The 22,001-nt window shown below is 40.1% G+C and carries 21 protein-coding genes and 2 riboswitches; of the genes, 8 read left to right on the top strand and 13 right to left on the bottom strand.

From position 1 onward, the window contains the following. Positions 1-2 precede the first annotated feature (2 nt). The gene (locus ACP8HG_RS17160) at positions 3-686 is read right to left on the bottom strand and encodes a GNAT family N-acetyltransferase (protein ID WP_438297313.1); all 684 of its coding nucleotides are present in this window, start codon (positions 684-686) and stop codon (positions 3-5) included. Between the two features lie 81 nt (positions 687-767). Here ACP8HG_RS17160 and ACP8HG_RS17155 point away from each other — a divergent pair, with 81 nt between their 5' ends. Then, positions 768-1,139, top strand: a complete 372-nt coding sequence (locus tag ACP8HG_RS17155) for a VOC family protein (protein ID WP_421101966.1) — start codon at positions 768-770, stop codon at positions 1,137-1,139. 168 nt (positions 1,140-1,307) lie between these two features. Here ACP8HG_RS17155 and ACP8HG_RS17150 read toward each other — a convergent pair whose 3' ends face one another. From ACP8HG_RS17150 to ACP8HG_RS17130, 5 genes are all read right to left on the bottom strand, one after another. Continuing rightward, entirely contained in the window at positions 1,308-2,441 is a 1,134-nt protein-coding gene (locus ACP8HG_RS17150; RefSeq protein ID WP_438297310.1) for a DHHW family protein, read from the bottom strand. An 11-nt stretch (positions 2,442-2,452) separates the two neighbouring features. After that, the gene (locus tag ACP8HG_RS17145; protein ID WP_340741159.1) at positions 2,453-3,862 is read right to left on the bottom strand and encodes an MBOAT family O-acyltransferase; all 1,410 of its coding nucleotides are present in this window, start codon (positions 3,860-3,862) and stop codon (positions 2,453-2,455) included. Between the two features lie 220 nt (positions 3,863-4,082). Beyond that, positions 4,083-4,643, bottom strand: coding sequence for a DUF4358 domain-containing protein (locus tag ACP8HG_RS17140; RefSeq protein WP_187046317.1), 561 nt, complete (start codon positions 4,641-4,643; stop codon positions 4,083-4,085). A 300-nt stretch (positions 4,644-4,943) separates the two neighbouring features. Next, positions 4,944-5,561, bottom strand: coding sequence for an NAD(P)-dependent oxidoreductase (locus ACP8HG_RS17135; RefSeq protein WP_187046316.1), 618 nt, complete (start codon positions 5,559-5,561; stop codon positions 4,944-4,946). Positions 5,562-5,592: 31 nt separating this feature from the next. After that, the gene (locus tag ACP8HG_RS17130) at positions 5,593-6,300 is read right to left on the bottom strand and encodes a sulfite exporter TauE/SafE family protein (protein ID WP_187046315.1); all 708 of its coding nucleotides are present in this window, start codon (positions 6,298-6,300) and stop codon (positions 5,593-5,595) included. Positions 6,301-6,465: 165 nt separating this feature from the next. Further along, positions 6,466-6,577, top strand: a riboswitch (SAM riboswitch). 178 nt (positions 6,578-6,755) lie between these two features. Here ACP8HG_RS17130 and ACP8HG_RS17125 point away from each other — a divergent pair. The 4 genes from ACP8HG_RS17125 to ACP8HG_RS17110 all read left to right on the top strand — a co-directional run bounded on the left by ACP8HG_RS17125 (position 6,756) and on the right by ACP8HG_RS17110 (position 10,624). Beyond that, entirely contained in the window at positions 6,756-7,781 is a 1,026-nt protein-coding gene (locus ACP8HG_RS17125; protein WP_187046314.1) for a methionine ABC transporter ATP-binding protein, read from the top strand. Further along, on the top strand, positions 7,771-8,433 hold the full coding sequence (locus ACP8HG_RS17120; RefSeq protein WP_067204226.1) for a methionine ABC transporter permease: 663 nt from the start codon (positions 7,771-7,773) through the stop codon (positions 8,431-8,433). Before ACP8HG_RS17125 ends, ACP8HG_RS17120 begins: the two co-directional genes overlap by 11 nt. 110 nt (positions 8,434-8,543) lie before the next feature. Then, positions 8,544-9,404, top strand: a complete 861-nt coding sequence (locus ACP8HG_RS17115; RefSeq protein ID WP_067204224.1) for a MetQ/NlpA family ABC transporter substrate-binding protein — start codon at positions 8,544-8,546, stop codon at positions 9,402-9,404. A 20-nt stretch (positions 9,405-9,424) separates the two neighbouring features. After that, entirely contained in the window at positions 9,425-10,624 is a 1,200-nt protein-coding gene (locus tag ACP8HG_RS17110; protein ID WP_438297306.1) for a M20 family metallopeptidase, read from the top strand. Positions 10,625-11,233: 609 nt separating this feature from the next. Here ACP8HG_RS17110 and ACP8HG_RS17105 read toward each other — a convergent pair. Both ACP8HG_RS17105 and ACP8HG_RS17100 read right to left on the bottom strand, forming a co-directional pair. After that, positions 11,234-12,748, bottom strand: coding sequence for an acetyl-CoA hydrolase/transferase family protein (locus ACP8HG_RS17105; RefSeq protein ID WP_438297304.1), 1,515 nt, complete (start codon positions 12,746-12,748; stop codon positions 11,234-11,236). A 131-nt stretch (positions 12,749-12,879) separates the two neighbouring features. Beyond that, positions 12,880-13,524, bottom strand: a complete 645-nt coding sequence (locus tag ACP8HG_RS17100) for a LytTR family DNA-binding domain-containing protein (RefSeq protein WP_067204215.1) — start codon at positions 13,522-13,524, stop codon at positions 12,880-12,882. Between the two features lie 502 nt (positions 13,525-14,026). Here ACP8HG_RS17100 and ACP8HG_RS17095 point away from each other — a divergent pair. After that, positions 14,027-14,659, top strand: coding sequence for a CBS domain-containing protein (locus tag ACP8HG_RS17095; RefSeq protein WP_338654330.1), 633 nt, complete (start codon positions 14,027-14,029; stop codon positions 14,657-14,659). A 56-nt stretch (positions 14,660-14,715) separates the two neighbouring features. Here the strand turns inward: ACP8HG_RS17095 and ACP8HG_RS17090 are convergent, their stop codons facing one another. The 3 genes from ACP8HG_RS17090 to ACP8HG_RS17080 form a co-directional block, all read right to left on the bottom strand. Beyond that, positions 14,716-15,981, bottom strand: coding sequence for an MFS transporter (locus tag ACP8HG_RS17090; RefSeq protein WP_438297301.1), 1,266 nt, complete (start codon positions 15,979-15,981; stop codon positions 14,716-14,718). A gap of 94 nt (positions 15,982-16,075) precedes the next feature. Then, positions 16,076-16,912, bottom strand: coding sequence for a class I SAM-dependent methyltransferase (locus ACP8HG_RS17085; RefSeq protein ID WP_438297299.1), 837 nt, complete (start codon positions 16,910-16,912; stop codon positions 16,076-16,078). A 126-nt stretch (positions 16,913-17,038) separates the two neighbouring features. Next, the gene (locus tag ACP8HG_RS17080) at positions 17,039-17,473 is read right to left on the bottom strand and encodes a hypothetical protein (RefSeq protein WP_231885748.1); all 435 of its coding nucleotides are present in this window, start codon (positions 17,471-17,473) and stop codon (positions 17,039-17,041) included. Positions 17,474-17,963: 490 nt separating this feature from the next. Between ACP8HG_RS17080 and ACP8HG_RS17075 the strand changes: the two genes are divergently transcribed. Beyond that, positions 17,964-18,854 (top strand): AraC family transcriptional regulator, encoded by an 891-nt coding sequence (locus tag ACP8HG_RS17075; RefSeq protein ID WP_438297297.1) that lies wholly within the window; start codon positions 17,964-17,966, stop codon positions 18,852-18,854. Positions 18,855-18,859: 5 nt separating this feature from the next. On the opposite strand, the gene ACP8HG_RS17070 is transcribed toward ACP8HG_RS17075, so the two are convergent. Next, the gene (locus tag ACP8HG_RS17070; RefSeq protein ID WP_438297295.1) at positions 18,860-20,092 is read right to left on the bottom strand and encodes an MFS transporter; all 1,233 of its coding nucleotides are present in this window, start codon (positions 20,090-20,092) and stop codon (positions 18,860-18,862) included. 141 nt (positions 20,093-20,233) lie between these two features. Further along, positions 20,234-20,425: riboswitch (cobalamin riboswitch) on the top strand. A gap of 265 nt (positions 20,426-20,690) precedes the next feature. Here ACP8HG_RS17070 and ACP8HG_RS17065 point away from each other — a divergent pair. Further along, the gene (locus ACP8HG_RS17065; protein ID WP_067204199.1) at positions 20,691-20,918 is read left to right on the top strand and encodes a hypothetical protein; all 228 of its coding nucleotides are present in this window, start codon (positions 20,691-20,693) and stop codon (positions 20,916-20,918) included. A gap of 904 nt (positions 20,919-21,822) precedes the next feature. Here the strand turns inward: ACP8HG_RS17065 and ACP8HG_RS17060 are convergent. Continuing rightward, the gene (locus ACP8HG_RS17060; RefSeq protein ID WP_187046304.1) at positions 21,823-21,999 is read right to left on the bottom strand and encodes a hypothetical protein; all 177 of its coding nucleotides are present in this window, start codon (positions 21,997-21,999) and stop codon (positions 21,823-21,825) included. Positions 22,000-22,001 lie beyond the last annotated feature (2 nt).

The raw sequence follows: 22,001 nt of genomic DNA, 5'->3' as shown, positions 1-22,001 counted from the left end.
AACTATTTACAATACCGTACAAGCCAGCCATCCGTACTTCCTGAAATCCCAGTCCCTCGCCATCCTTCTTCAAGCAGTTTTTGCTGAGCTTTTGTATCTTGCATCGGAATGAATTGCTCCACTTCCCATTCGTCCCCCTCTTTATGAAGATGTTTCACAAAAACGTAACGCAACACCCCGTTATATTTCTTTTTCAGCGCGGCAATTTCCATCTGCTGTGAAAACTTGTCCTTGAGACTTGCGATGTTAAACGGAGCAACCGTTGCGCAAACGTACTTATAGTCTGCCACTTTCAACTGCTCCATTAAGACGTCTGCCATAATCTTTTGCAGACGGTAGCCACGATAGCGTGGCGAAACAGTCGATATCTCCTGATAAATAACAGACTCAAATTCCGTCGAATCAAGCCCAACGTCGGAACCGAGATGCTCTTCATCTGCTCCTGGGACAAGTAATGCACGGAATGCGACGAGCCGTTCATCTGCAAACACCCCTACCATCTTACCGCCGTCAGCCAAAATATATTCGTACTCTTTTTGGGATAATGAAGATAACGAACTTGGATTATCAAGTACATAAACCACCTCATTCTGTACACGTATAATTTCATGAAGGTCTTTCAGGTGCAGTCGTCGAATATAAAACGGATGATTATCTTTTAACAAACCACTATAAAGAATATCCATCTTCTTGTCCCTCCGCTTCGTTGGATAAAAACCGGTATGCTATACTAAATGAAAAGATTACTGAATAGGGGGATTACTTTTGTGACAAGTTTAAAAAGTATCGGCCAAATTGGGATTCCCGCAAAAGATATTAATCGAGCTATTTTATTTTATAAAGATTTACTTGAACTACCGCTTTTATTCAACACTGACACAATGGCTTTCTTCGACTGCGACGGTATCCGCTTAATGCTTAGTCTTCCCGAAAAGGAACAATTCACAAACGCAAGTTCCGTCTTTTATTTCCAAGTAGATGACATCACAGCAAGCTATAGTCAGATGAAAGAAAAAGGAGTTTCATTTATCGATAAACCGCATGTCGTCGCAAAAATGGATTCCACAGAAACGTGGATGGTGTTTTTCAATGATACCGAGGGGAATACGCATGCGCTGATGAGTGAAGTAGCCGTATAACTATTTAATGAAATATACTACTCACTTATTCATGTTAAAAAAAGAGTTGCTTCACTCATTATGAGTAAAGCAACTCCTTTTCTTATCATCAAGCGTAATCCACTAATAAAGCATCGCTCGTTCTACGGCATCTTCGCATTAACCAACGATCCCATTCGTACTAAAATTTTATTTCAATGTACTTTGCGACAACCAAATCATATTTGGGTCCTTTGTAAAATTAGCAACATTGTATAAAAATAATACTTCAGAGATGTTTTGATCATTCAAATACATAAGGACATCCGAATGATAATATCGAAGATCTAGTACATGTATTTCCTCAAAGTGATTCGCTAAAAAGGGGATAAATGCATGAGCATAGGAATCTTTAACAATCGCCAACTTACGGCCATTTCCGACCCCTGTTTTAATTTTTACAAGTGTATGATTACCATCCAAGAATAGCGAATACTTATCCTTTTTCTCAAGATAATCCCATTCGTATAATGATTCAGATTGTCGTCCGTCTTCATAGGTCACTGTTTGAGTAGTTTCAAACTTTGGCAAATAAACTTCAATCTTGTCCGGCTCAACACCGATCGCATTCGTCTTGGAATGGAGTGTTCCGAAAAAATTTTCAGCTACCGTTTTAATACGAAAGTCGTCTTCTTCATATGGCTTTATCCCCAACGCTCTTGCTGAATCTCTGTAAGCTAGATATGCCCCCCGCATCGTCCAATGGTGATCTGTTTTAAAATAGATTTGATCGTTACTTTGCGATTTGAGCGCATCGTATACATCAATTACCTCCATTATGGAATCCAACTTTTCTTTCGCGGTTTCAAATGCTTCTCTTTCGCTGGAAGTTTGAGCAAAAAGGGGCAGTTTATCCTCATATAGCGCTATCGAAGTTGGTGCAAGTAATACATACGACTGAATACCTTCTGCATTTGCAGCAAACCTTTTCACATACTCAATGTTTTTATCAAACTGTTCGCCAGGTTTTTCAAATGGTTCAATAAGGAATCCATCTTTGCCAAAGAAAACCCCGTTATTTTCTTTTTTCAATGAAGCCCTTTCCGACATCGCCTTCAGCCTCACCCAACCATCTTTCCAAATAAACTGATCAGACATATACGTTTCATAACGCGCCGTTAACTTTCCAGAATAAAAATTTGGCAATGTCCATTCAGGCATTTGAGCTAATGGACGGTTTTCTCTCTCAGAGAAAGCACGGTCGCTAGCTACCACATTGAATAACCCTATTCCAAAAATGAATACCAAAAATACACCTACAAAACACTTTTTATGAATAGACAATGTGTCACCTCCTAGAAGCGAAAATAAAGAAATGGGTTGTATGAATCATCCGCTAAGTAAGCGGTCGACAAGACGAGAATAAGTAAACAAAATACAGGAATTAAAATTTCGTCAATCACTTTATGCCAACGTGTCATTTTATTCCTCAACGTTTTCAAAATTGGAACCGAGCCAATAAAAGCTAACAGAAAGAGAATAGCATTTGTATACGCATCATACATGAATCGCTCATTTACCAATGCTTGTCCCGAAAACCCAAACATAATTTCCAAATAGGTAAAACTCATGGAGAGGTCTTCAAAAACGAATAGTACCCAACTAATCATGATGATAACAAACGCGTAAATGTGTTGGAAAATCGGGTGCATTTTTTCGAGTAGCACCAGTAACCCTGCCTTTTCAATCGCAATCAATACACCAAAGTAAAGACCCCAAGCCACGAAATTCCATGCAGCCCCATGCCATAATCCGGTCAGACCCCAAACGATGAATAAATTTAGATAGAGCCTGTATTTACCTTTTCTACTCCCGCCTAGTGGTATATACACATAGTCCCGGAACCAACCGCCAAGCGTCATATGCCACCTTCGCCAAAAATCAGAGATACTGCGGGAAACAAACGGATAATTGAAGTTTTGCGGAAAATTAAAACCGAACATTTTCCCGAGGCCAATGGCCATATCAGAATAACCGCTAAAATCGAAATACAGTTGCAAACCAAATGCTGCAATCCCCATCCAAGCCGATAATACTGACAATTCAGCAGGACTTTGCTGCTGAATTTCACTCCATAAAAATCCTATGTTATTGGCGAGCAACACCTTCTTACCAAGCCCGATAAGAAAAATCTTCACACCTTCTGAAAATTGATTAAGCGTAACACGTCTGTTTTTAAGTTCATGTTCAATAATTTCGTATCGTACGATAGGTCCTGCAATAAGCTGTGGAAACAAACAAACATATAGCGCAAGCGTCAACGGATTTTGTTGTGCTTTCACCCGTCCACGATACACGTCGATTGCATACGACATCGTTTGAAATGTGTAAAAAGATAAGCCAATCGGTAATGGAAGGTCTAAGGCATTTACATTCATGCCGAATAAATTATTGATGTTTTCAATTAGGAAGTCTGCATACTTGAAAAAAGACAATAAACTTAGATTAATAACAATAGATGAAAGTAATCCGAGCTTCGCTTTAAGCGGCGCAGTTAACCTGTATTTTTGAATAAATAACCCGTGAAAATAATCTGTAATAGCCGAAAAAATCATTAAAAATATATAAACAGGTTCTCCCCATGCATAAAAGATAAGACTAACGATAAGGAGAATGCCATTTTTCATCTTTCTAGAACCGCAAAAATAAAGGAGTAATGTAGTTGGTAAAAAGAAAAATAGAAATAATAAGCTACTGAATACCACACAATCACTCTCCTAGCTTTTGCTATGTAGAAAGGCGCTTATATTCAGCGCCCTTCAAATACGCCTCGGCCTGTGTTTTAGTCCGAATCTTGAATTGAGCATGTGCCTGCAGGATACAGGCATGCAAACATTGACGCAGGACGCGGCAAACTTAGATTCCTTCAAAATCCGTGACATCCGCTAGAGGCTTCTAAAGTCGCGAAATAAGCACCTTTAGAATTCACTTTACTTTTTCATCAAAAATCTGCTCTACTGCATCTACATTGCCATACGTAACGTATAGAACAAAATCACCTGTCGTTTTTAACACATTGTTTTTCACTTTTTCATATTGATCAGGAAGATATTGTTCCCATGTTTGTATTTGTGCATCTAATTCTTTTTGCATCGAGGCTTTCAATGATTCTGCGTCCTCCTCATTCTTCGCTTTCAAGACAATTATTTCATCCGAATTGATATTAAACATAGAGTTGAACATCAAACCTTCTGCTAGTAACTCTTTATCAAGTTCTGTTCGCTCCATAAATATTTGTGTCATTGAATCGTCTGTTTTAGCATTTACTAAATTCGTCTCCACATAATTTTGAAGAATTTCCTCATCAGTTTGTCCATCGTCGAATCCTGCATCTTTTATATCTTGTACAACTTGCCCCTTAACACTTTCCATTATGTCTTTGACGGAAACTTCGTCCTTTATACCGTCATTTAATCCTGATCCCGAACAACCCACCATCGTAAAGATAACCATTGCACATATAAGCATTCCAAACTTTTTTTTCATAAAAAATTCCTCCCCAACCTTTCAACTAGCAGTTACTTTGGCTGCTAACTGATTTGACGGATGATCTTTATTTTCGTTTCAGGCATTTTTTGGAACTTATTTATAAAGTGAAACTTCAATCGGGATGGGGGTTCTGCCCGTTACTATGGGGTTAACAACGCAGTGTTTCACATGAAACATTGTTACTATGGTGGCCAGCAAAGTAACTTTTTATTTTCCAAATAAAAAGCATCACTCCATAAAAGAGTGATGCTTTTCCGTACAAAAATAGCACTGTCAACGACAGTACTACTCTGTTTACTAATATGAAATTCCTACACGAAACCCGATATTATCGCCTTGCAGTAGTTCGCCGTAAGCAAAAGCAGCTGTGTCACCAACGGATATTTGTTTACCTTCCTCTGGCAACAAATCGCGCTCAGTTCTGTAGTCACCCACCGCAACACCATCCGGCAAATAAGTAGGACAGACAATTGTCCATTCAAGCCTCGATTGACGCAGCCTGTCATACACTTTATGGTGCTCCTCCGCTGCAAAAGTTAGTCGACGATTTGTATCTCCAGCTTCATAACGCAGTTTTTCGGGATCAATCTTACTTTGCAAGATGCCTGCTGTCCCAATTGTGACTAGCCGATTAATTCCCGTATCCTCCATCGCTCTTATCATATGAGGAACTGCCTCAGTCAACGTTGTTGTCTGGTCTGTACCTAGCGAACTGAATACAACGTCCATTCCAGCAACGGCATCCGAAACTGCTACAACATCACGGACATCACCTTGGATAATCGTCAACCTATCATGTGGCGCCAATTTCTCAGGTGAACGGACAAGTACCGTCACTTCATGCCCTTCTGCTAATGCTAATTTTAGGACTTCCCCACCCACACGCCCTGTTGCCCCAAACAATGCGATTTTCATAAGAAACATCTCCATTCTATAAATTACTTTCTCATTTTATTAATAAATAAACGCCCGTAAATAGTAAAATACCATATGTGAAGATCCGAAAGGTCTTTTGACTGATATGACGGAATAGTAGTTGTCCTAGATACAATCCAACAAATACTAGCGGCAGTGCCATTCCGATTGAGGTCCAGATACCTTTATTTGTACCAACAAAAAGCACTTGAATGAGTAGACTAACGGAATAGATGAATAAATAAAACGCGAGTGTCGTTGCACGTAATGTTTCTTTTTGCATAGCTGTTCCTGCAAAGTAGAGCAAAAGCGGCGGACCTGGCATGCCAATTCCTGTCGTCAATGTACCGGATAATCCGCCAACAACAAAGTCCCCACGTTTAGTTCTCTTAATTCGAAGGTTCAGGACAAGCAGCAGTGTTAGCAAAAGAAGAACAATGCCTATGCCCGTTTTCAATTTGTTGATATCCGCCGAAATGAACAAAATGATACCAATTGGCAGTCCAGATAAGCTCCCGATTATCAACTTTTTTAATAGGTCTGTATCCACATCTTTACGTATTTTAGCAATAAGTGCGCTCGAAATAACAAGCGACAAAACTAGGTTTATCTGAATGGCCTCCATCGGATTGAAAATCATGAGTAGAAAAGGTGTCGCCATGATCGAAAAACCAAATCCTGTACTTGTCTGTAAAATGGACGCAAAAAGTATAATGCTAATAAATATAAAAATTGTCATTCTCACACCGCTTTCTCTATCACTTTAAGTGTATCAGAATTCTGAAATTGTTTACGACTATTAGTAATCTGAATTATTTTACTTTAGTAAATTCATTGACTTTACCTAATTTGCACACTAGAGTTAGATTCAATTCTTGCAACAATCGAATAGCACTACATCACTTTCTTATCCAGAGAGATCGAGGGACAGGCCCTATGACATCTCGGCAACAGGTTCATGACCAATGAACACTGTGCCAACTCCTACAGACGCGTATGCGTTTGGAAGATGAGAACGAGATGGCTTCTTTTATTAGAATCCTTCTTTTTCTTATCTATTTTAAGAAAAAGAGGGATTTTTTTCGTTCTTACAACTATCTAGCTTCAGCGGCCAGATGCTCGGGGTCACAAGTCATTTTGCTAGTTGCATCCGTTGTCCGCACAGAATTAACGAAGTACTTAGGGGGTCAATACATGATTGAATTTAAAAATGCATCCAAGACGTTCGCCCTTGGGAAGCGTGAGGTACATGCGGTAAAAGATGTTTCTCTTTTCGTTGAAAAAGGTGAAATTTTCGGCATCATCGGTTTTAGCGGCGCTGGAAAAAGCACATTGCTACGGTTAGTAAATATGCTTGAACGCCCGACTTCAGGCTCTGTTTTCATTCGAGACATCGACGTCAGTACATTATCCTCAAAAGATTTACGGACGCAACGTCGCAACATCGGCATGATTTTTCAGAACTTCAACTTGCTGAACTCACGGACAGTTGCAGGAAACATCGCGTATCCTTTGAAACTTGGCGGAATGCAAAAAAAAGCAATTGCGGAACGCGTCGAGGAATTATTGGACTTCGTTGGCCTGGCCGATAAAGCTAAAGATTATCCGGACCAACTATCAGGAGGGCAAAAGCAACGCGTAGGTATAGCCAGAGCACTCGCCACTTCACCAGACATCCTAATCTGTGATGAAGCCACATCTGCACTAGATCCTGATACGACCGCCGATATACTGCGGTTGTTGAAAAAGGTGAATAAGGATTTGGGTATTACAATCCTCCTTATCACACATGAAATGCATGTTATTCAAACAATTTGCGACAAAGTAGCGGTCATGGAAAATGGAGAAGTAATCGAAACAGGTGATGTTTTTGAAACATTTACTGATCCTCAACATTCGACAACACAACGATTCATCCAATCCGTGCAGCAGGATCTACCTTCAGAAAAATTGATTAATGAGTGGCAATCAAAAGGTGGTACCAAGTTATATCGAGTTATTTTCAAAGGAGATATTGCAAGTGATCCTGTTCTTTCAAAAGTTACACGTAAACACGATGTTGATTTCAACATCGTTTACGGTTCAGTTCGAGAATTACAGGAACGATTTTTTGGCAATCTACTTGTTTCATTTGAAGGAGAAACGGATGCTGTAAGCCATGTATTAAAAGAACTTGAATTAATTGTAGACATAGAGGAGGTCCTACAAGATGAACGTTGATTGGCTTACATTTTGGCCCCGGATTGTAGAAGCAACCGGTGAAACACTGATCATGGTAATCGCCACTCTCGTTTTTGGTTCCATTTTTGGAATTGCAATTGGCCTGCTATTATTTGTCACTAGGCAAAATAATATTTTGGAAAACAAACTTGTTTCTCAAATATTAAATATAGTCATTAACATCGTTCGGCCTGTTCCGTTCATCATCTTCTTAGTAGCCATTTCACAACTGACAAGATTAGTTGTCGGGACAACAATCGGAACCGCAGCAGCCATTTTTCCGATGACAATTGTTGCAACATTCGTCATTGCCCGAGTTGTTGAAAATAACTTGGTCAGCATTGATCCTGGCGTTATTGAAGCAGCACAGGCAATGGGTGCAAGCCCTCTTCGGATTATCTTCACGGTTTTGATACCAGAAGCATTGGGTCCACTTATTTTAGGACTTACCTTCGTTTCCGTCAGTCTGATCGATTTCTCGGCAGTTGCCGGAACAGTTGGCGGCGGAGGTCTTGGACATGTCGCGATGACATACGGTTATCAACGGTTCGACGGTAGTGTCATGCTCGTTACGGTCGTCATTTTAATCATCATGGTGCAATTAGCACAATGGCTTGGCAATACACTTTCTAAAAAAATCATGCGTCGGTAATCTGGGAAAAGTGCAAGATGCCTGGAGCTAGACACTGTTCCAGGTCAAAGAATCTTATACTTAATAATCTTTAAAAAATACAATCATTCAACTAAAAGGAGACGAATTAAATGAGGAAATTATGGTTAGTAAGTTTAGCAGTATTAACTGCTATTGTACTCGCTGCTTGCGGCGGGAAAGAAAGCGGAAATAGTGATACAGTCAAAGTGAAAATTGGTGTCAACGGTGCAGATGGTGTCCAATGGCCATTGCTGAAAGAAAAAGCGGCAAAAGAAGGAATTGAAATCGAACTTGTCGAATTCGCAGATTACACATTGCCAAATAATGCACTTGCACAAGGCGATATCGACTTAAATGCATTCCAACATTTCTCGTTCCTATCCCAATATGTAAAAGAAAGTAAAAATGAACTTGTTCCAATTGGCTCGACGATGTTTGCACCACTTGGCGTTTACTCTGAAAAAATTAAGGATATTTCTGAAATCAAAGAAGGCGACAAAATTGCGATTCCAGATGACCCTTCAAACCAAGCACGTGCGCTACGCCTACTAGAAAGTGCTGATTTAATTTCACTTTCAGATGACTTTGGATTGTTTGGTGACCCGACAAAAATCACTGAAAATCCATTGAACCTAGAAATCATTCCTATGGTTGCTCAACAAACACCTCGTATATTGCCAGATGTGACTGCCGCGATTATTAACAACGGAATTGCTGGACAAGCAGGATTTTCACCAGGAGAGGATCCACTCTTTAGAGAATCAAGTGACGATGAGAGTATTTACCCATATGTGAATTTAATCGTAGCAAGCGGGAAAGAAAAAAACAATAAAACATTCAAACGGATCGTTGAGTTATATCAAGAAGAAGATATTGAAAAAGCTATCGAAGAAGATACAAAAGGCGGATCATATCTTATTAAGTTAACACCGGAAGAGATTGATACCGTCTTTGAAGACCTTAAAAAATAATTGAACTGGGGGCATTCATAATGAGCATTGTAAATGAAAAGACGAACATATTATTCCATTCAATTGAACAGAACCATGACTTATATATTCAAACGAGTCAGGAAATTCATGCAAACCCGGAAATCGGAAACGAAGAAGTGTATGCAAGTGCTAAACATGTTGCGCTGTTGGAAGATGCAGGGTTTGAAGTAAAAACAGCGGTTGCTGGTCATGAAACATCGTTTTATGCTGTGAAAGACAGTGGAAAAGAAGGTCCGACAATCGCTTACCTTGCTGAATATGATGCACTTCCTGGGTTAGGACATGCATGCGGACATAATATTATTGGAACAACAAGTGTTGCAGCGGGGATTGCACTTGCCGAAGCGCTTCCTGAAACGGGCGGCCGCGTTGTCGTTTTAGGCACACCAGCTGAAGAAGGCGGTCCGAATGGCAGCGCAAAAGGCAGCTTCGTTAGACACGGTTATTTAAAGGACGTAGATGTTGCGCTCATGATCCATCCATCTGGAAAGACAGCTACAACAGGTGAATCACTCGCTGTGGACCCACTCGATTTTCATTTTTACGGAAAACCAGCTCACGCATCAGGTTCTCCTGAACAAGGTATCAATGCGCTGGACGCTGTCATCCAACTGTTCAACGGCATTAACGCCCTGCGTCAGCAGCTGCCTTCTGAGGTCCGCATCCACGGTATTATTACACACGGCGGCGATGCACCCAATATTATTCCCGAATACACATCTGCACGTTTTTACATCCGTGCGGAATCTTGGCAGAAAACAGTCGAGACTTCTGACAAAGTCCGGAATATTGCTGAAGGCGCCGCCCTTGCAACGGGTGCAACCGTTAAAATTGAACGTTTCCAAAACGAAGTGAAAGACCTCGTTCTGAACTCCGTATTGGATGAAACGTTACACGTGGAACTTGAAACACTTGGTGAAGTCGTCCATACCGAAAAACGGAAAGGCAAAGGTTCGACGGATGCGGGCAACATTAGCTATGTAGTTCCGACTGCACATCCATACATTAAAATCGGGCCAGATGACTTGATTGCCCATACGGTTGAATTCAGGGAAGCTGCAAAATCGGAGCTTGGCAACCAAGCATTGATTACAGGAGCGAAAGCACTTGCGTCTACGGGGTATAGGCTGCTAACGGATGCCGAACTTCTTCATCGCGTGAAAGAGGAATTTGAAAGAGCACTTGCAGCAAAAGCATAACAGCAGTGTGATGTATTGATCCGTTCGCGGAGGGGATATGGTTCGGTCTCTCATGCTATTATGATTGGTTGGCAAGCCTATATGCTCGGGTCGTACGCTATATGATCGGGTGGCAAGCCTATATGCTCGGTCTCTCACTCTATATGATTGGGTAGCTAGCTTATTTGCTCGGGTCGTACGATATTTGATTGGTTGGCAAGCTTATATGCTCGGTCTCTCAAGCTATATGATTGGGTGGCAAGCCTATATGCTCGGTCTCTCAAGCTATATGATTGGTTAGCAAGCCTATATGCTCGGGTCGCACGATATTTGATTGGTTGGCAAGCTTATATGCTCGGGTCGCATGCTATATGATCGGGTAGCAAGCCTATATGCTCGGGTCGCACGCTATTTGATTGGGTAGTAACTTTTATGCTCGGTTCGCATGCTATTTGATCGGATAGCTAGCCTATATGCTCGGGTCGCATGCTATATGATCGGGTAGCAAGCCTATATGCTCGGGTCGCACGCTATTTGATCGGGTGGCAAGCTTCATGCTATCAAATAACCCCCCACCAAAAAAACAGAAAAAGGGTTACCTCGTCAGGTAACCCTTTTTCTATTTGTTTATTATACCAACTCTTCAACAAGCTCGCGCATTGTTCCGTTCTTCGCCAAATTCGCATGCCATGAGAATGCTTTTTCCAAGACATGTGGCGTATGACCGCCTCTTTCAAGCGCCTCTTCGTAATAAGCGCGAAGTTGCTCGCGGTACATCGGGTGTGCGCAACGTTCGATTATGAGCTCCACACGTTCCCTTGGGGCAAGTCCGCGTAAATCTGCATAGCCTTGCTCTGTAACAATAATGTCGACATCATGCTCTGTGTGGTCCACATGTGAAACGAACGGGACGATACTTGAAATGTTACCGCCTTTTGCCGTTGACTTCGTAACGAAAATAGCAAGGCGTGCATTGCGGGCAAAATCACCTGATCCGCCGATACCGTTCATCATCTTCGTCCCTGAAACATGCGTCGAATTGACGTTGCCGTAGATATCGAGTTCAAGTGCTGTATTTATGGATATTAAGCCGAGACGACGGATAATTTCCGGATGGTTCGAAATTTCCTGCGGACGCATGATAAGCTTGTCTCGATACTTTTCAAAGTTATTAAAGACCTGATCCATCTTCTCTTCAGATAATGTAATTGATGCACAAGATGCGAAACGTACTTTTCCTGCATCAATCAAATCAAACACGGAATCCTGCAGTACTTCTGAATACACTTCTAAATCCTTGAACTCTGAGTTGATCATTCCGTGAAGAACTGCATTCGCTACCGATCCAATTCCTGACTGTAATGGTGCCAGACGTTCAGTTAATCGACCTGCTTGAATCTCAGTACGAAGGAACGTTAATAAATGCTCTGCCATAATTTCTGTTTCTTGATCAGGCGCTACAATCGTAGAAGGAGAATCCAGTTGGTCTGTGAAGACGATTCCTTTTACCTTTTTCATGTCAATAGGAATGCCAATCGTACCAATCCGGTCATCTACTTTCATTAACTGAATTGGCGACCTTTCACCCTGTTTACCCGGATCGTATAAATCATGCAGCCCTTCCAATTGTGTAGACTGCGCCATATTAATTTCTATAATAATTGCTTTTGCATGTTGCGCGAACGTCAATGAGTTACCAACCGAGGTCGTTGGAATAATCATTCCGTCTTCCGTTATTGAAACCGCTTCCAAAATTGCAAAGTCAATTGGCTCGACAACTTCAGCACGAATAAGTTCTGCGGTATGCGACAAATGATGATCCACAAACAGAAGATCGCCGTCATTAATCTTTTTCCGCATCGTTGGATCTGCTTGGAATGGTAATCTTTTATGTATAATATCAGCTTCAGCAAACAGTCGATCGATATCAGACCCTAACGATGCGCCCGTAAACACATTCACTTTGAACGTTTCCGTTTCCGCACGTTTCACCAATGCCAGTGGAACCGCTTTTGCGTCACCCGCACGTGTAAATCCACTTAACCCTAGCGTCATACCGTCTTCAATCCAAGACGCCGCCTCTGTCGGTGAGACAACAACGTCTCTCAATTGAACATTTTTAATTCGATCCATATGATTTTCCATCCATAGACGCCTCAATTCATAACTTTTAGTTAATTTTAACTTAAGCACTTACATGAATGAGGAATTAGGCGTTGGACAAGGAATTATCCGGTGAAGCACTAAAATACATGATTAAAGCAGCACGAATCAAGTTAAAACCCTAAAAGTTTACGAAAGTAACTGGAATAGGATTGGCTAACTGGGATTCTTGTTCCATTATCCATTTCCAAGACAAAAGTCGAGTGCGTATCAGGATAAATCCCCTTGATGTGATGAACATTAACGATAAAGGAGCGATGGCATCGTACAAATGACTCTCGCGGCAATAAATATTCAAACTCTTGTAACGTATTTTTATGAGTTCCTGAAAAACCCTCCGCCATCACATATGTTTTCCGGTCTTTCACCTCAACATATTTTACGCTTGCGAAAGGAACAGGAATCCATCCATCATGTGTCTTTACGGTAACGACAGATTTCCCATCCGTATACACGGGGTATATTGCAGTTACACACCCCTCTAGTTCCCCGTCATGATAAAACGGAACCGCCATCCCATGATAAGGGACACCAAACACATCACGGTTGATGAACTCCGACACTTTTTGTTTCTGGGAAATAGCCTTCTGTGCGATCGTGCCTTCCTTCACGGGATCCCCCGGCCTAATTTTTAAATCAACCCGCTTGCTGGGCAGATAATAGAGGTACTCCTCCGTATTCGACACCACTATAGAGATTTCATCTGAAAACACTTCCCCAATGACATCTAACAGCGCACTGAGACTTAAATTCTCCATTTTTAATACCCCTTTTACTCATTTCACGATTTATTCTTTTGCGTTCTTTCTATTATACTAGAAGTTCGTGCAATTGATTGGCAAAAAATATGGAACCCCTTTGGAAGCCACTGAAAAAGTTTTTTTATATAGTAAGAACTAGTTGATTATAGTGAAGAGCGGCGACTCCAGCGGGAACAGCGCGAGCTGAAGACCCCGCAGGAACGCGAGGGAATGATGCCTTAATTTCTGCCAAGAACGCAGAAATACGGCCAATCGAACTCTTCGTAGTTCGATTGGCTGAAGCCGTGCCCGCGGAAAGCGTCCGCTCGGAACGGAAATCAACGAGATTGAAAGATATCGTACTTTTTCAGTGCCCCCCTTTGGAGTCTATGTATACTGGGATTAACAAGATTTGTTGTATAATTAATTGTACAACTTCCTATATCTTGATTATAATAAATACTATCATAGACTAAAAATTGTGATAATAACAAAAATGAAATAACGAGGAGGAACAAGCATGCATGTAAGAGACCTACTTTTAGAGCGACTTGACGTTGCCACAGTGAAGATCGATCAAACCGTGAGAGAAGTGCTGGATCAAATCAATGCGAGTGGATATAGATGTATTCCCGTTGTTGACAGCGAAGACTTCTATAAAGGTATGATTTATAAAGTTCACTTGATAGAATATCTGTACGAAGACAATGGGGATGAGAATTCAAAAATCGACCATTTGTTGAAGCATCAAGATACATTCATAACAGAACGTTCCTCTTTTTTAAGTGCACTCATCGAAATTAAGTCACTACCTTTTTTAAGCGTTGTAGAAAACGAGAAACTCGTTGGGATATTAACGCATAATAGAGTTGAAAGTGTGTTGGAAGATGCCTTCGGATTAAAAACGGGGGGCATCAATCTTACGCTATCTTCAACTGAAGCTAAAGGTATGATTGAAAAACTGACGAAAACGTTACGCGGTGAAAATATTGAAGGCATGTTTACGCTGGATAATGGCTCCGTTCTTGCTAGAAGAGTAGTTATCACACTTGAAAGCGGAAAGACTGATGCAGAAATCGATAAACTAACCGAAAAACTTGAAAAAGGCGGTTTCAGAATTCTGCAAGTCGATAAAATCGATAAAGTTGATTGAGAGACAAATCGAAAAGCGTTGCACACATCCTACAATGTGTGCAACGCTTTTCAATTTTAATATGTCGTTGTTATCTTTACATCTGGTTCAGGAACACGTGAGAGAATAATGATTCCGATAATGAACAGGATTATCAGGCTGAATACCCCGTATGCAGAGCTTCCAGTCATCTGGGCAGTCACTGCTACCAGTAAAGGCCCCATGACGGACGCAAATTTGCCGAAAATATTATAGAAGCCGAAAAACTCATTCGACTTTTCTTTTGGTACAAGCCTTGCAAAATATGAACGACTCAATGCTTGAATGCCGCCTTGTGACGTTGCAACAAGCATCGCCAAGATCCAGAAGTCCATCGTTGTTTTCATGAAAAATGCATAAATACACACAATGATATAAACACAGATTCCCACGTATAACATCTTTTTCCCGGTAAACTTCTGCGCCAATTTGCCGTAAAGAATTGCGAATGGCGCCGCCACAACCTGCGTGACAAACAAGATAATAAGAAGGTTTTCTGCGCTAATCCCTAAATCCGATCCGTAAGCCGTGGACATTGAAATAATTGTTCCAACTCCGTCTATATAAAAGAAATAAGCCAATAAAAATAAAAAAACTGTCCGGTATTTGCGGATTTCTTTAAATGTACCGCCAAGACGTCTGAAACTACTTGCCAATAAATTTGTTTCACGCTTAATACCATGGATTTGATGAACATTTTTGACCATCGGAATTGTGAACACAAACCACCAAATCGCTGTAATGACAAAGGCTATCCTACTTGCGGTTGACGTCGTAAGTGGAATAATCTCTTTACCAGCTAAAAGAATAATAGCAATACTGATAATGAACGGAATCGTGCTCCCGATATAGCCCAACCCGAAGCCCCTTGCCGATATCTTGTTCATTCGCTCCTCTGGTGTAACGTCCACTAAAAATGCATCGTAAAATATATTTGCCCCATGAAAACCAACGGCTGTGATGGTGTAGATGATCAATAACCATAACCAGTTACCGCCCGGTACGAATGCCAATGAAAGTGTCGCAGCTGTCCCCATAAGGAAAAAGAATAGAAAGAACTTCTTCTTTAATCCTTCATAATCGGCAATCGTTCCTAAAAGAGGTCCAATCATCGCGAGTATGAATGTTGCAATAGCAACTGTATACCCCAAATAAGCAGTTGAATTCGACATACTCACGCCTGCATCTGTCGCCACCGCCTTATAATAAAGCGGAAACACTGCAGTCGTGATAATAATCGAATATGCCGAGTTTGCCCAGTCATAGAAAATCCAACTGTTCTCCTCTTTACTGTACTTCTTCACGCCCTCATTCCCCCTCTCACTCCCTACTTACAGTGTACAATAAGGGGTGTTGAAAAATAATGAAAAATCAAAACTTTACAATCGTACAACTTCACTATTCTGCGATAAATACGTAGGTTGACATCGGTTTAATCGCATGATTCTTTTGAGCTTCTTCTAACAAAATCACTTCAGATTGAATTAGTGATTTTAGTTTTCCAGGCAGATCAACAAGGTTATTAATCTCCTCTTTGTAATCAGCTACGGTCATCGCAATTTCCCATTCCGCATCTTGTAGCTTAAGTGAATGGACGGATTGCTCATTTACAATTGTCCAGCCTGCAATTTCGACAACACGCTTTATATCCATTGGTGTAAATAAGGTACGTACATTTGAAAGACTGCTTTCTTTGAAGCACTCATACTGGGATTGAATAAGCACGGCCAAGAAATGAGGGTATTGCTCAATCATTTGAATTCTTGAATCCCATTCAGCAAAACATAAGGTCTTGCCCCATTTTCTAACCTTCTTTAAAATCCCCTCGAGTTCCTCAAATGATTTTAAGTACCAGGAACAATGTGAGAAAACAATATAGTCAAAACTTTTTTCAGGAAAATCTACCTCTGCTGATAAAACATCAACGTTAAATTCCATTTTAAGCTGCTTTCCTAACTTAGACTGCTGTAAATAACGAGCAGAATCACCTACAGTTATCGGGGCTCCATAATCTGGAGATGCAATATCTATCCCGTGAACAAATCCTTGTTCTCCGACGATATAAGCTAACGCAGCCGTCGTATCCCCCTGCCCACAACCAATTTCTAAAACACTACTTCCTTCTTTTATTCCCCAGGACTCAACGAGCTTAAGACGATGCTCTGTCTGAATTCGTTGAACCTCTTCACTGGAAGCCATACATTCTACAATGTTTGTAATCACGTGATCTTTCATATACACACCTCATTTTATGTAAGTATTTGAGCCCACAATCCCCACCCAAATATCTTTCTAAAACTTCTTTTCGCCAAAACCCCCTATTTCCCCTTTTTTATGCAAGTACCAAGTACCCAAACAAGGTTACTTACTTTTATTATGCAATTCAAATGACTCTTCAAGGTCACCCCATTTTACATTTACTTGTATAACTTCATCTTCGTTTATTTTTGTTCCACCTTCTGAAGCCCCGCTAGCTGTAAATAATAGCTCTTCAGGGGGGCCATCAAATTCTTTCGTCGTTTCCCCGTCACTAGAATTCGTTTTATGAGCGTATTCAAGTTTCCTTATTGAAGACAACTCTTCTAAAGATCCTTTGTATTTCAATAAAAATTGATAGCTATCTTCGTTGGAGTACGTTCTATCGCCGTTATCTTTCTTCCACACTTCCGTTCCCCTATAAACATATTCGGCTTCCCAGTGTTCACTTTCTCCTTTAAATTTATAATCATTGCTAACCCTTTTTGCACAAGCTGTTAAAACCAGTATTACTATTAATAACATGATTATTTTCTTCAAAGTAACTTCCTCCCTCAAAGTTATTGAATTGAACTTTTCCACTTTCATCGTTTAAATCCTTTTAAGGTGCCCACGCTTTCTTTATGCAGGTATACATTTGTTCAACATATAGAGTGCATAAAAGATCGAGTAAGTTTATTTCTTATGTTTTCAATCAATTTCCCATTACCCAAATTTTAACACTAAACGTTGCTGTTGTTTAGTTTTTCACTTAACCAAATACATCATTAACAAGAAAGAAAGGATGCATCATGTGCCTGTTGTACTTTCATTCAAATCTTGGATCATAGTAAAATAACTTCTCAAACTTTGATTATCCTATTTTTATAACGTATTACCAAAATAAAAAAGAGTCCCTATAGCCCAAAAATTGTATTCACATTCCCCTTCTAAATGATAGAGTTGCTATAGGACAGTTCCCTCTGTTAGGGATGATTAGCTATTTTATAGAGCGAAGAGGCAGGCGATTGATATCCAACAGTTAATTTTATTGCAGCAAGTAATTGATTATGTAGAGGACCATATTAAAGAGGACATTAAACCTGAGGAACTAGCTAAACTGGTTGGTTATTCTCCTTATCATTTTTATAGGATTTTTAATAACCATGTTGGTTATACAATTATGGACTATGTTTTAAAAAGAAAACTGCAATACGCATTATATGAATTAGTAAAAGGCGAAAAAATAATTCAAATTGCATTAGACTATGGATTTGAGACGCATTCTGGCTTTACAAAGGCTTTCAAGAAATATTTTGGCAGTCCACCAAGCTTATATAGGCTCCACTGTCCGCTATCATTACCTCAAAAAATTGACCTTTTGAGCCTTAGGCAAAAAAAAGTAGGTGGCATTGTTATGCAACCGAAAATTGTTCAGAAACCAGCTTTTACTATTGCCGGTAAAACATTTGAGAGTGTTATCGAAAATGTCTTTTACACAAGAGATGCACCTGCCTTTTGGGACCAAAGAATTTCCCCGGATGAATCAATCGAAAGCACTCTGTACGAAGCATTATCTCCAAAAAAACATGGAGAATATTGTATCAATCTTAGTAGCGTCGAAATAGATGATAGATTTACTTATTTATTCGCGGTAAATTATGATCGAGATGTTCAACTACCTGCTGGACTGACAAAACTGCAAATTCCAGATGCTACTTATGCGGTTTTTAGGACTCCACTTGTTGAAGTCGAACAGTTTGTCTCTTCCATCAAGGGAACTTGGCTCTATATTTTAGAAGATTGGTTGCCTCAATCTCTTTATGAAGTCGATGAAACAAGCTATGACTTTGAGTATTACGATGAACACTGTCATGACTGGGATTATGAAAAAATATATATGGAAATTTACTTGCCGATCAAAGAAAGAAATAGAGAGTGATCGATTCACTCTCTAGACTTGTTTAAGACAACTTTATATAAAAGTAATACAGGAGTTAACAAAATGGCACTAACAATGATAGCAATTTTTATCGTAAAGCTCGATGCTACACCCCCAATTACCGGACCACCTCCAATTTGACCAATAGCGTCCACTTGTCCCTTTACCGAAAAGAATGTTGCACGTACAGAGGAATCAGGAATAATTTTATTAAGCCAAATATCCTCTAATGGATACATGACTTGCCTTGTCACTTGAATGATTACATAAAAAATCAGCAAGCTGATCATATACGTTGAGAACGCAAAGCCAATTAATGAAATGACGATGAAGAAGCTGGCCACAAAAAGAACAACATAAATCTGCCTTAGATTTTGGTGGATAGCACTTCGATTCAGAAAATGGAGTGCTGCAAAGGAAATAAGCACGACAATGAACTGAATTCCCCCCATTATCACAACTAACTTCTCAATCGTTAACGAAGATATATTTGAGACCTCCAAAAAATGAGCGATCCATAATCGGTCAAAACCTTCACTATAAAACCCAATAAATAAAGCAATGAGAAATAGCATCCTTATGATGAAGCTCGCTTTGGAATAGGAAATAATATTGCCCATATTCTCCTTCATACTTCCCAGCGTAGATATTCTTCCTTCTTTATCTAACGGTTTGAAGTTTTCTTCTTTCATAAAAATCATTAAATAGACGGCTAATCCAATCATACATAGCCCGCCGATAATGATTGGTAGGTTAATCATAAAATAGCCCATTAAAATACTGAGCGGAATAGCTATAATTTGGCCAAGATTACCGGCCTTTGCCCCTTTTATAAATGCCAGTGAAGCACGTTCCTCCCCTATTTCATCTGCAATCCAGGCTTGCTGAGAGCCGCTAGTAAAGGTATAGCCAATCCCCCATGCAATTTGAGCCACTAGCACTGTTACAAAATAGGGAAATACCCCTTCAATTAAAAAACCGATTCCTATTAATATATACCCAATTATTAAAGATAACTTCCGACTTTTTAAATCCGAAACAACCCCAGTTGGAATCTCAAAAAGAAAAACGGAAAGCTCCAAAACGGTCCCAATTAACACAAGTTGAAGCGGATCAAGCTTTACAGTTTGCACATGGTACAACAAGTTCACCGTAAATATAAATGTGAAAAATAATTGTGATAAGAAGCATGTAGAAATGTAAACTCGATATGGATCTTTTGTTTTTATTTTATTCATTTTCTATCCCCCCAGCTTGATTATAGTAAGAGGGATAGACATTTTCTTGTCCAAATTTGCGGTAATGGGCCATTAATGAACCCCTTGTTTAGCAATCGTGTTAAGTCAGACAATATGTATGTTATAGTAAAAGCACAACTGAATAACGTGTAGAAATTAGGTGCTTTTTTACTTTTGTATAAAAGCTTAAAAGGGAAGTTCGGTGAAAAACCGACGCTGTCCCGCAACTGTAAATGGGAGTACTCTTTTCAAATCCACTGTTCGTTACGAATGGGAAGGGAAAAGAACGCGATGATCATGAGCCAGGAGACCTGCCTATTTCAGTACACACCAATTCCCTACGCGGATAGGAGGTGTTAAGTGCGGCTATGATCGAGCAATTTCTTGTAAAAGCCGCCGTACGAAAGAACGTAATACAAAAGAAACATAAGAGGACTCAATACCTCTTATTTCACTGTGCAGTCAATAGTGTACTTCTGTTTACGAACCATTCGTTACGGCAACAAGCGACCATACAAATTTACGCATACTAGCATCTTCCTTACGTTTAACTAGGAAGATGCTTTTTTATTTCCATAAAAGAAAGGGATTTTAGCCAATGAAACTTGGAACAAAAGAATATTATCTGGACGCATTCAAACATGTCTTAATGACAAATCTCATCATAAGCGAATCACAATCACTGTCTTCAACCTATTCTTATTACGAAGAACAGATTGGAAAAACAACGTCTATAAACGAAGAGGTAAAAAAACTTTATTCACGTAACCTCCAAAAAGCATTCGATGAAATCAAACACGAAGTAATCGGTTCACCAGAAGATTAAGCTTAAAAAACAACCAGTAAATAACTGAATCCAACACTATATATGTTGAACAAATGAATACGGCGTTTACGCTACAAGGGCTTTTGGGAGGCCACTGAAAAAGCCCTAATAATTAGAGCAAATTAGAATTCCTACCAATACCGCTTCGACGCTTTGTGGATGCCTCCCGCGAAGTCGCGCCTGCGCTGGGTGTTCTATTTGAGAAAGCGCATTTCATTATCTGGGATGAAATCTGCAACCTGGATTGCGTCTTTCTTGACTATAATTATATATGTTGAATTCGGTATATATACTGAGCGAAGGCGCCTTAACAGGGGCATAAGACTGGCGGCGAAGCTACTTGGCTTATGGCGGGAGGCATCTCCTAGCGCCGTAGCGGTTCAATGGAATTCTTTATTTCAATTTTTATAGTAGCAACTAGTAATCACCTTACAATCTCGCCCTATACATCTCAAAATGACATTTCTCTCGATAATGAATAACCTAGCGCAGGCGCGGCAAAGGGGTCGCCGAAGCCGTAAGACTGGATGCGAAGCGTTAATCCAGGCTTAGGGCGAGAGGCATCCCCAAAGCGCCAAGCGATCTACAATCCACAACCCGAATAACAGCTCTCTCATTATTGAGCACCACAACTGATTCAATAGGATTCTTTAATTCAACATATATAGCCGCTTCTTGTACAATTACTTTGGATTGCTGACCTCTATATGATTACCGAGATGTCTTGATGTGTAGGGATGCGACAGGATTATCTAGGAGCAATGAACTGCAATTCCTAGCCACACTTGCCCATCGGTAAAGATGTTATAAATAGTTCGCCGAAAGCAGACTGGAAATGATCCAGTGAAAAAGGCATCAAAAAAAACGTGGCAGTCATAATAGACTTTCCACGCTTTTAATGTACTTACAGTTCCTGATAATTCCTCTGATGCGTACCACCGTCTTTTACATCCGCATGATACAACGCTTTCAAAGCAAAACTCTTCTCTAAGTCAAGCTCTGCCATTATCTGTTTCAAACGTTTTGACAGCTCTTTATCATTCTTTACAAGCTGTTCCATTTTCGTTCTTGAATATTTCAAAA

This window comes from Sporosarcina sp. FA15, assembly GCF_051550195.1.
Classification (GTDB): domain Bacteria; phylum Bacillota; class Bacilli; order Bacillales_A; family Planococcaceae; genus Sporosarcina; species Sporosarcina psychrophila.
The sequence above is the reverse complement of the archived record's forward strand: the minus strand, read 5'-3'. Positions and strand labels throughout refer to the sequence as shown.

Excerpts from the sequence above, each read along its gene's own strand:
- ACP8HG_RS17160 (WP_438297313.1), bottom strand. The coding sequence starts at position 686 with ATGGATATTCTTTATAGTGGTTTGTTAAAAGATAATCATCCGTTTTAT.
- ACP8HG_RS17140 (WP_187046317.1), bottom strand. The coding sequence starts at position 4,643 with ATGAAAAAAAAGTTTGGAATGCTTATATGTGCAATGGTTATCTTTACG.
- ACP8HG_RS17135 (WP_187046316.1), bottom strand. The coding sequence starts at position 5,561 with ATGAAAATCGCATTGTTTGGGGCAACAGGGCGTGTGGGTGGGGAAGTC.
- ACP8HG_RS17130 (WP_187046315.1), bottom strand. The coding sequence starts at position 6,300 with ATGACAATTTTTATATTTATTAGCATTATACTTTTTGCGTCCATTTTA.
- ACP8HG_RS17125 (WP_187046314.1), top strand. The coding sequence starts at position 6,756 with ATGATTGAATTTAAAAATGCATCCAAGACGTTCGCCCTTGGGAAGCGT.
- ACP8HG_RS17120 (WP_067204226.1), top strand. The coding sequence starts at position 7,771 with ATGAACGTTGATTGGCTTACATTTTGGCCCCGGATTGTAGAAGCAACC.
- ACP8HG_RS17115 (WP_067204224.1), top strand. The coding sequence starts at position 8,544 with ATGAGGAAATTATGGTTAGTAAGTTTAGCAGTATTAACTGCTATTGTA.
- ACP8HG_RS17110 (WP_438297306.1), top strand. The coding sequence starts at position 9,425 with ATGAGCATTGTAAATGAAAAGACGAACATATTATTCCATTCAATTGAA.
- ACP8HG_RS17105 (WP_438297304.1), bottom strand. The coding sequence starts at position 12,748 with ATGGAAAATCATATGGATCGAATTAAAAATGTTCAATTGAGAGACGTT.
- ACP8HG_RS17100 (WP_067204215.1), bottom strand. The coding sequence starts at position 13,524 with ATGGAGAATTTAAGTCTCAGTGCGCTGTTAGATGTCATTGGGGAAGTG.
- ACP8HG_RS17095 (WP_338654330.1), top strand. The coding sequence starts at position 14,027 with ATGCATGTAAGAGACCTACTTTTAGAGCGACTTGACGTTGCCACAGTG.
- ACP8HG_RS17085 (WP_438297299.1), bottom strand. The coding sequence starts at position 16,912 with ATGAAAGATCACGTGATTACAAACATTGTAGAATGTATGGCTTCCAGT.
- ACP8HG_RS17070 (WP_438297295.1), bottom strand. The coding sequence starts at position 20,092 with ATGAATAAAATAAAAACAAAAGATCCATATCGAGTTTACATTTCTACA.
- ACP8HG_RS17065 (WP_067204199.1), top strand. The coding sequence starts at position 20,691 with ATGAAACTTGGAACAAAAGAATATTATCTGGACGCATTCAAACATGTC.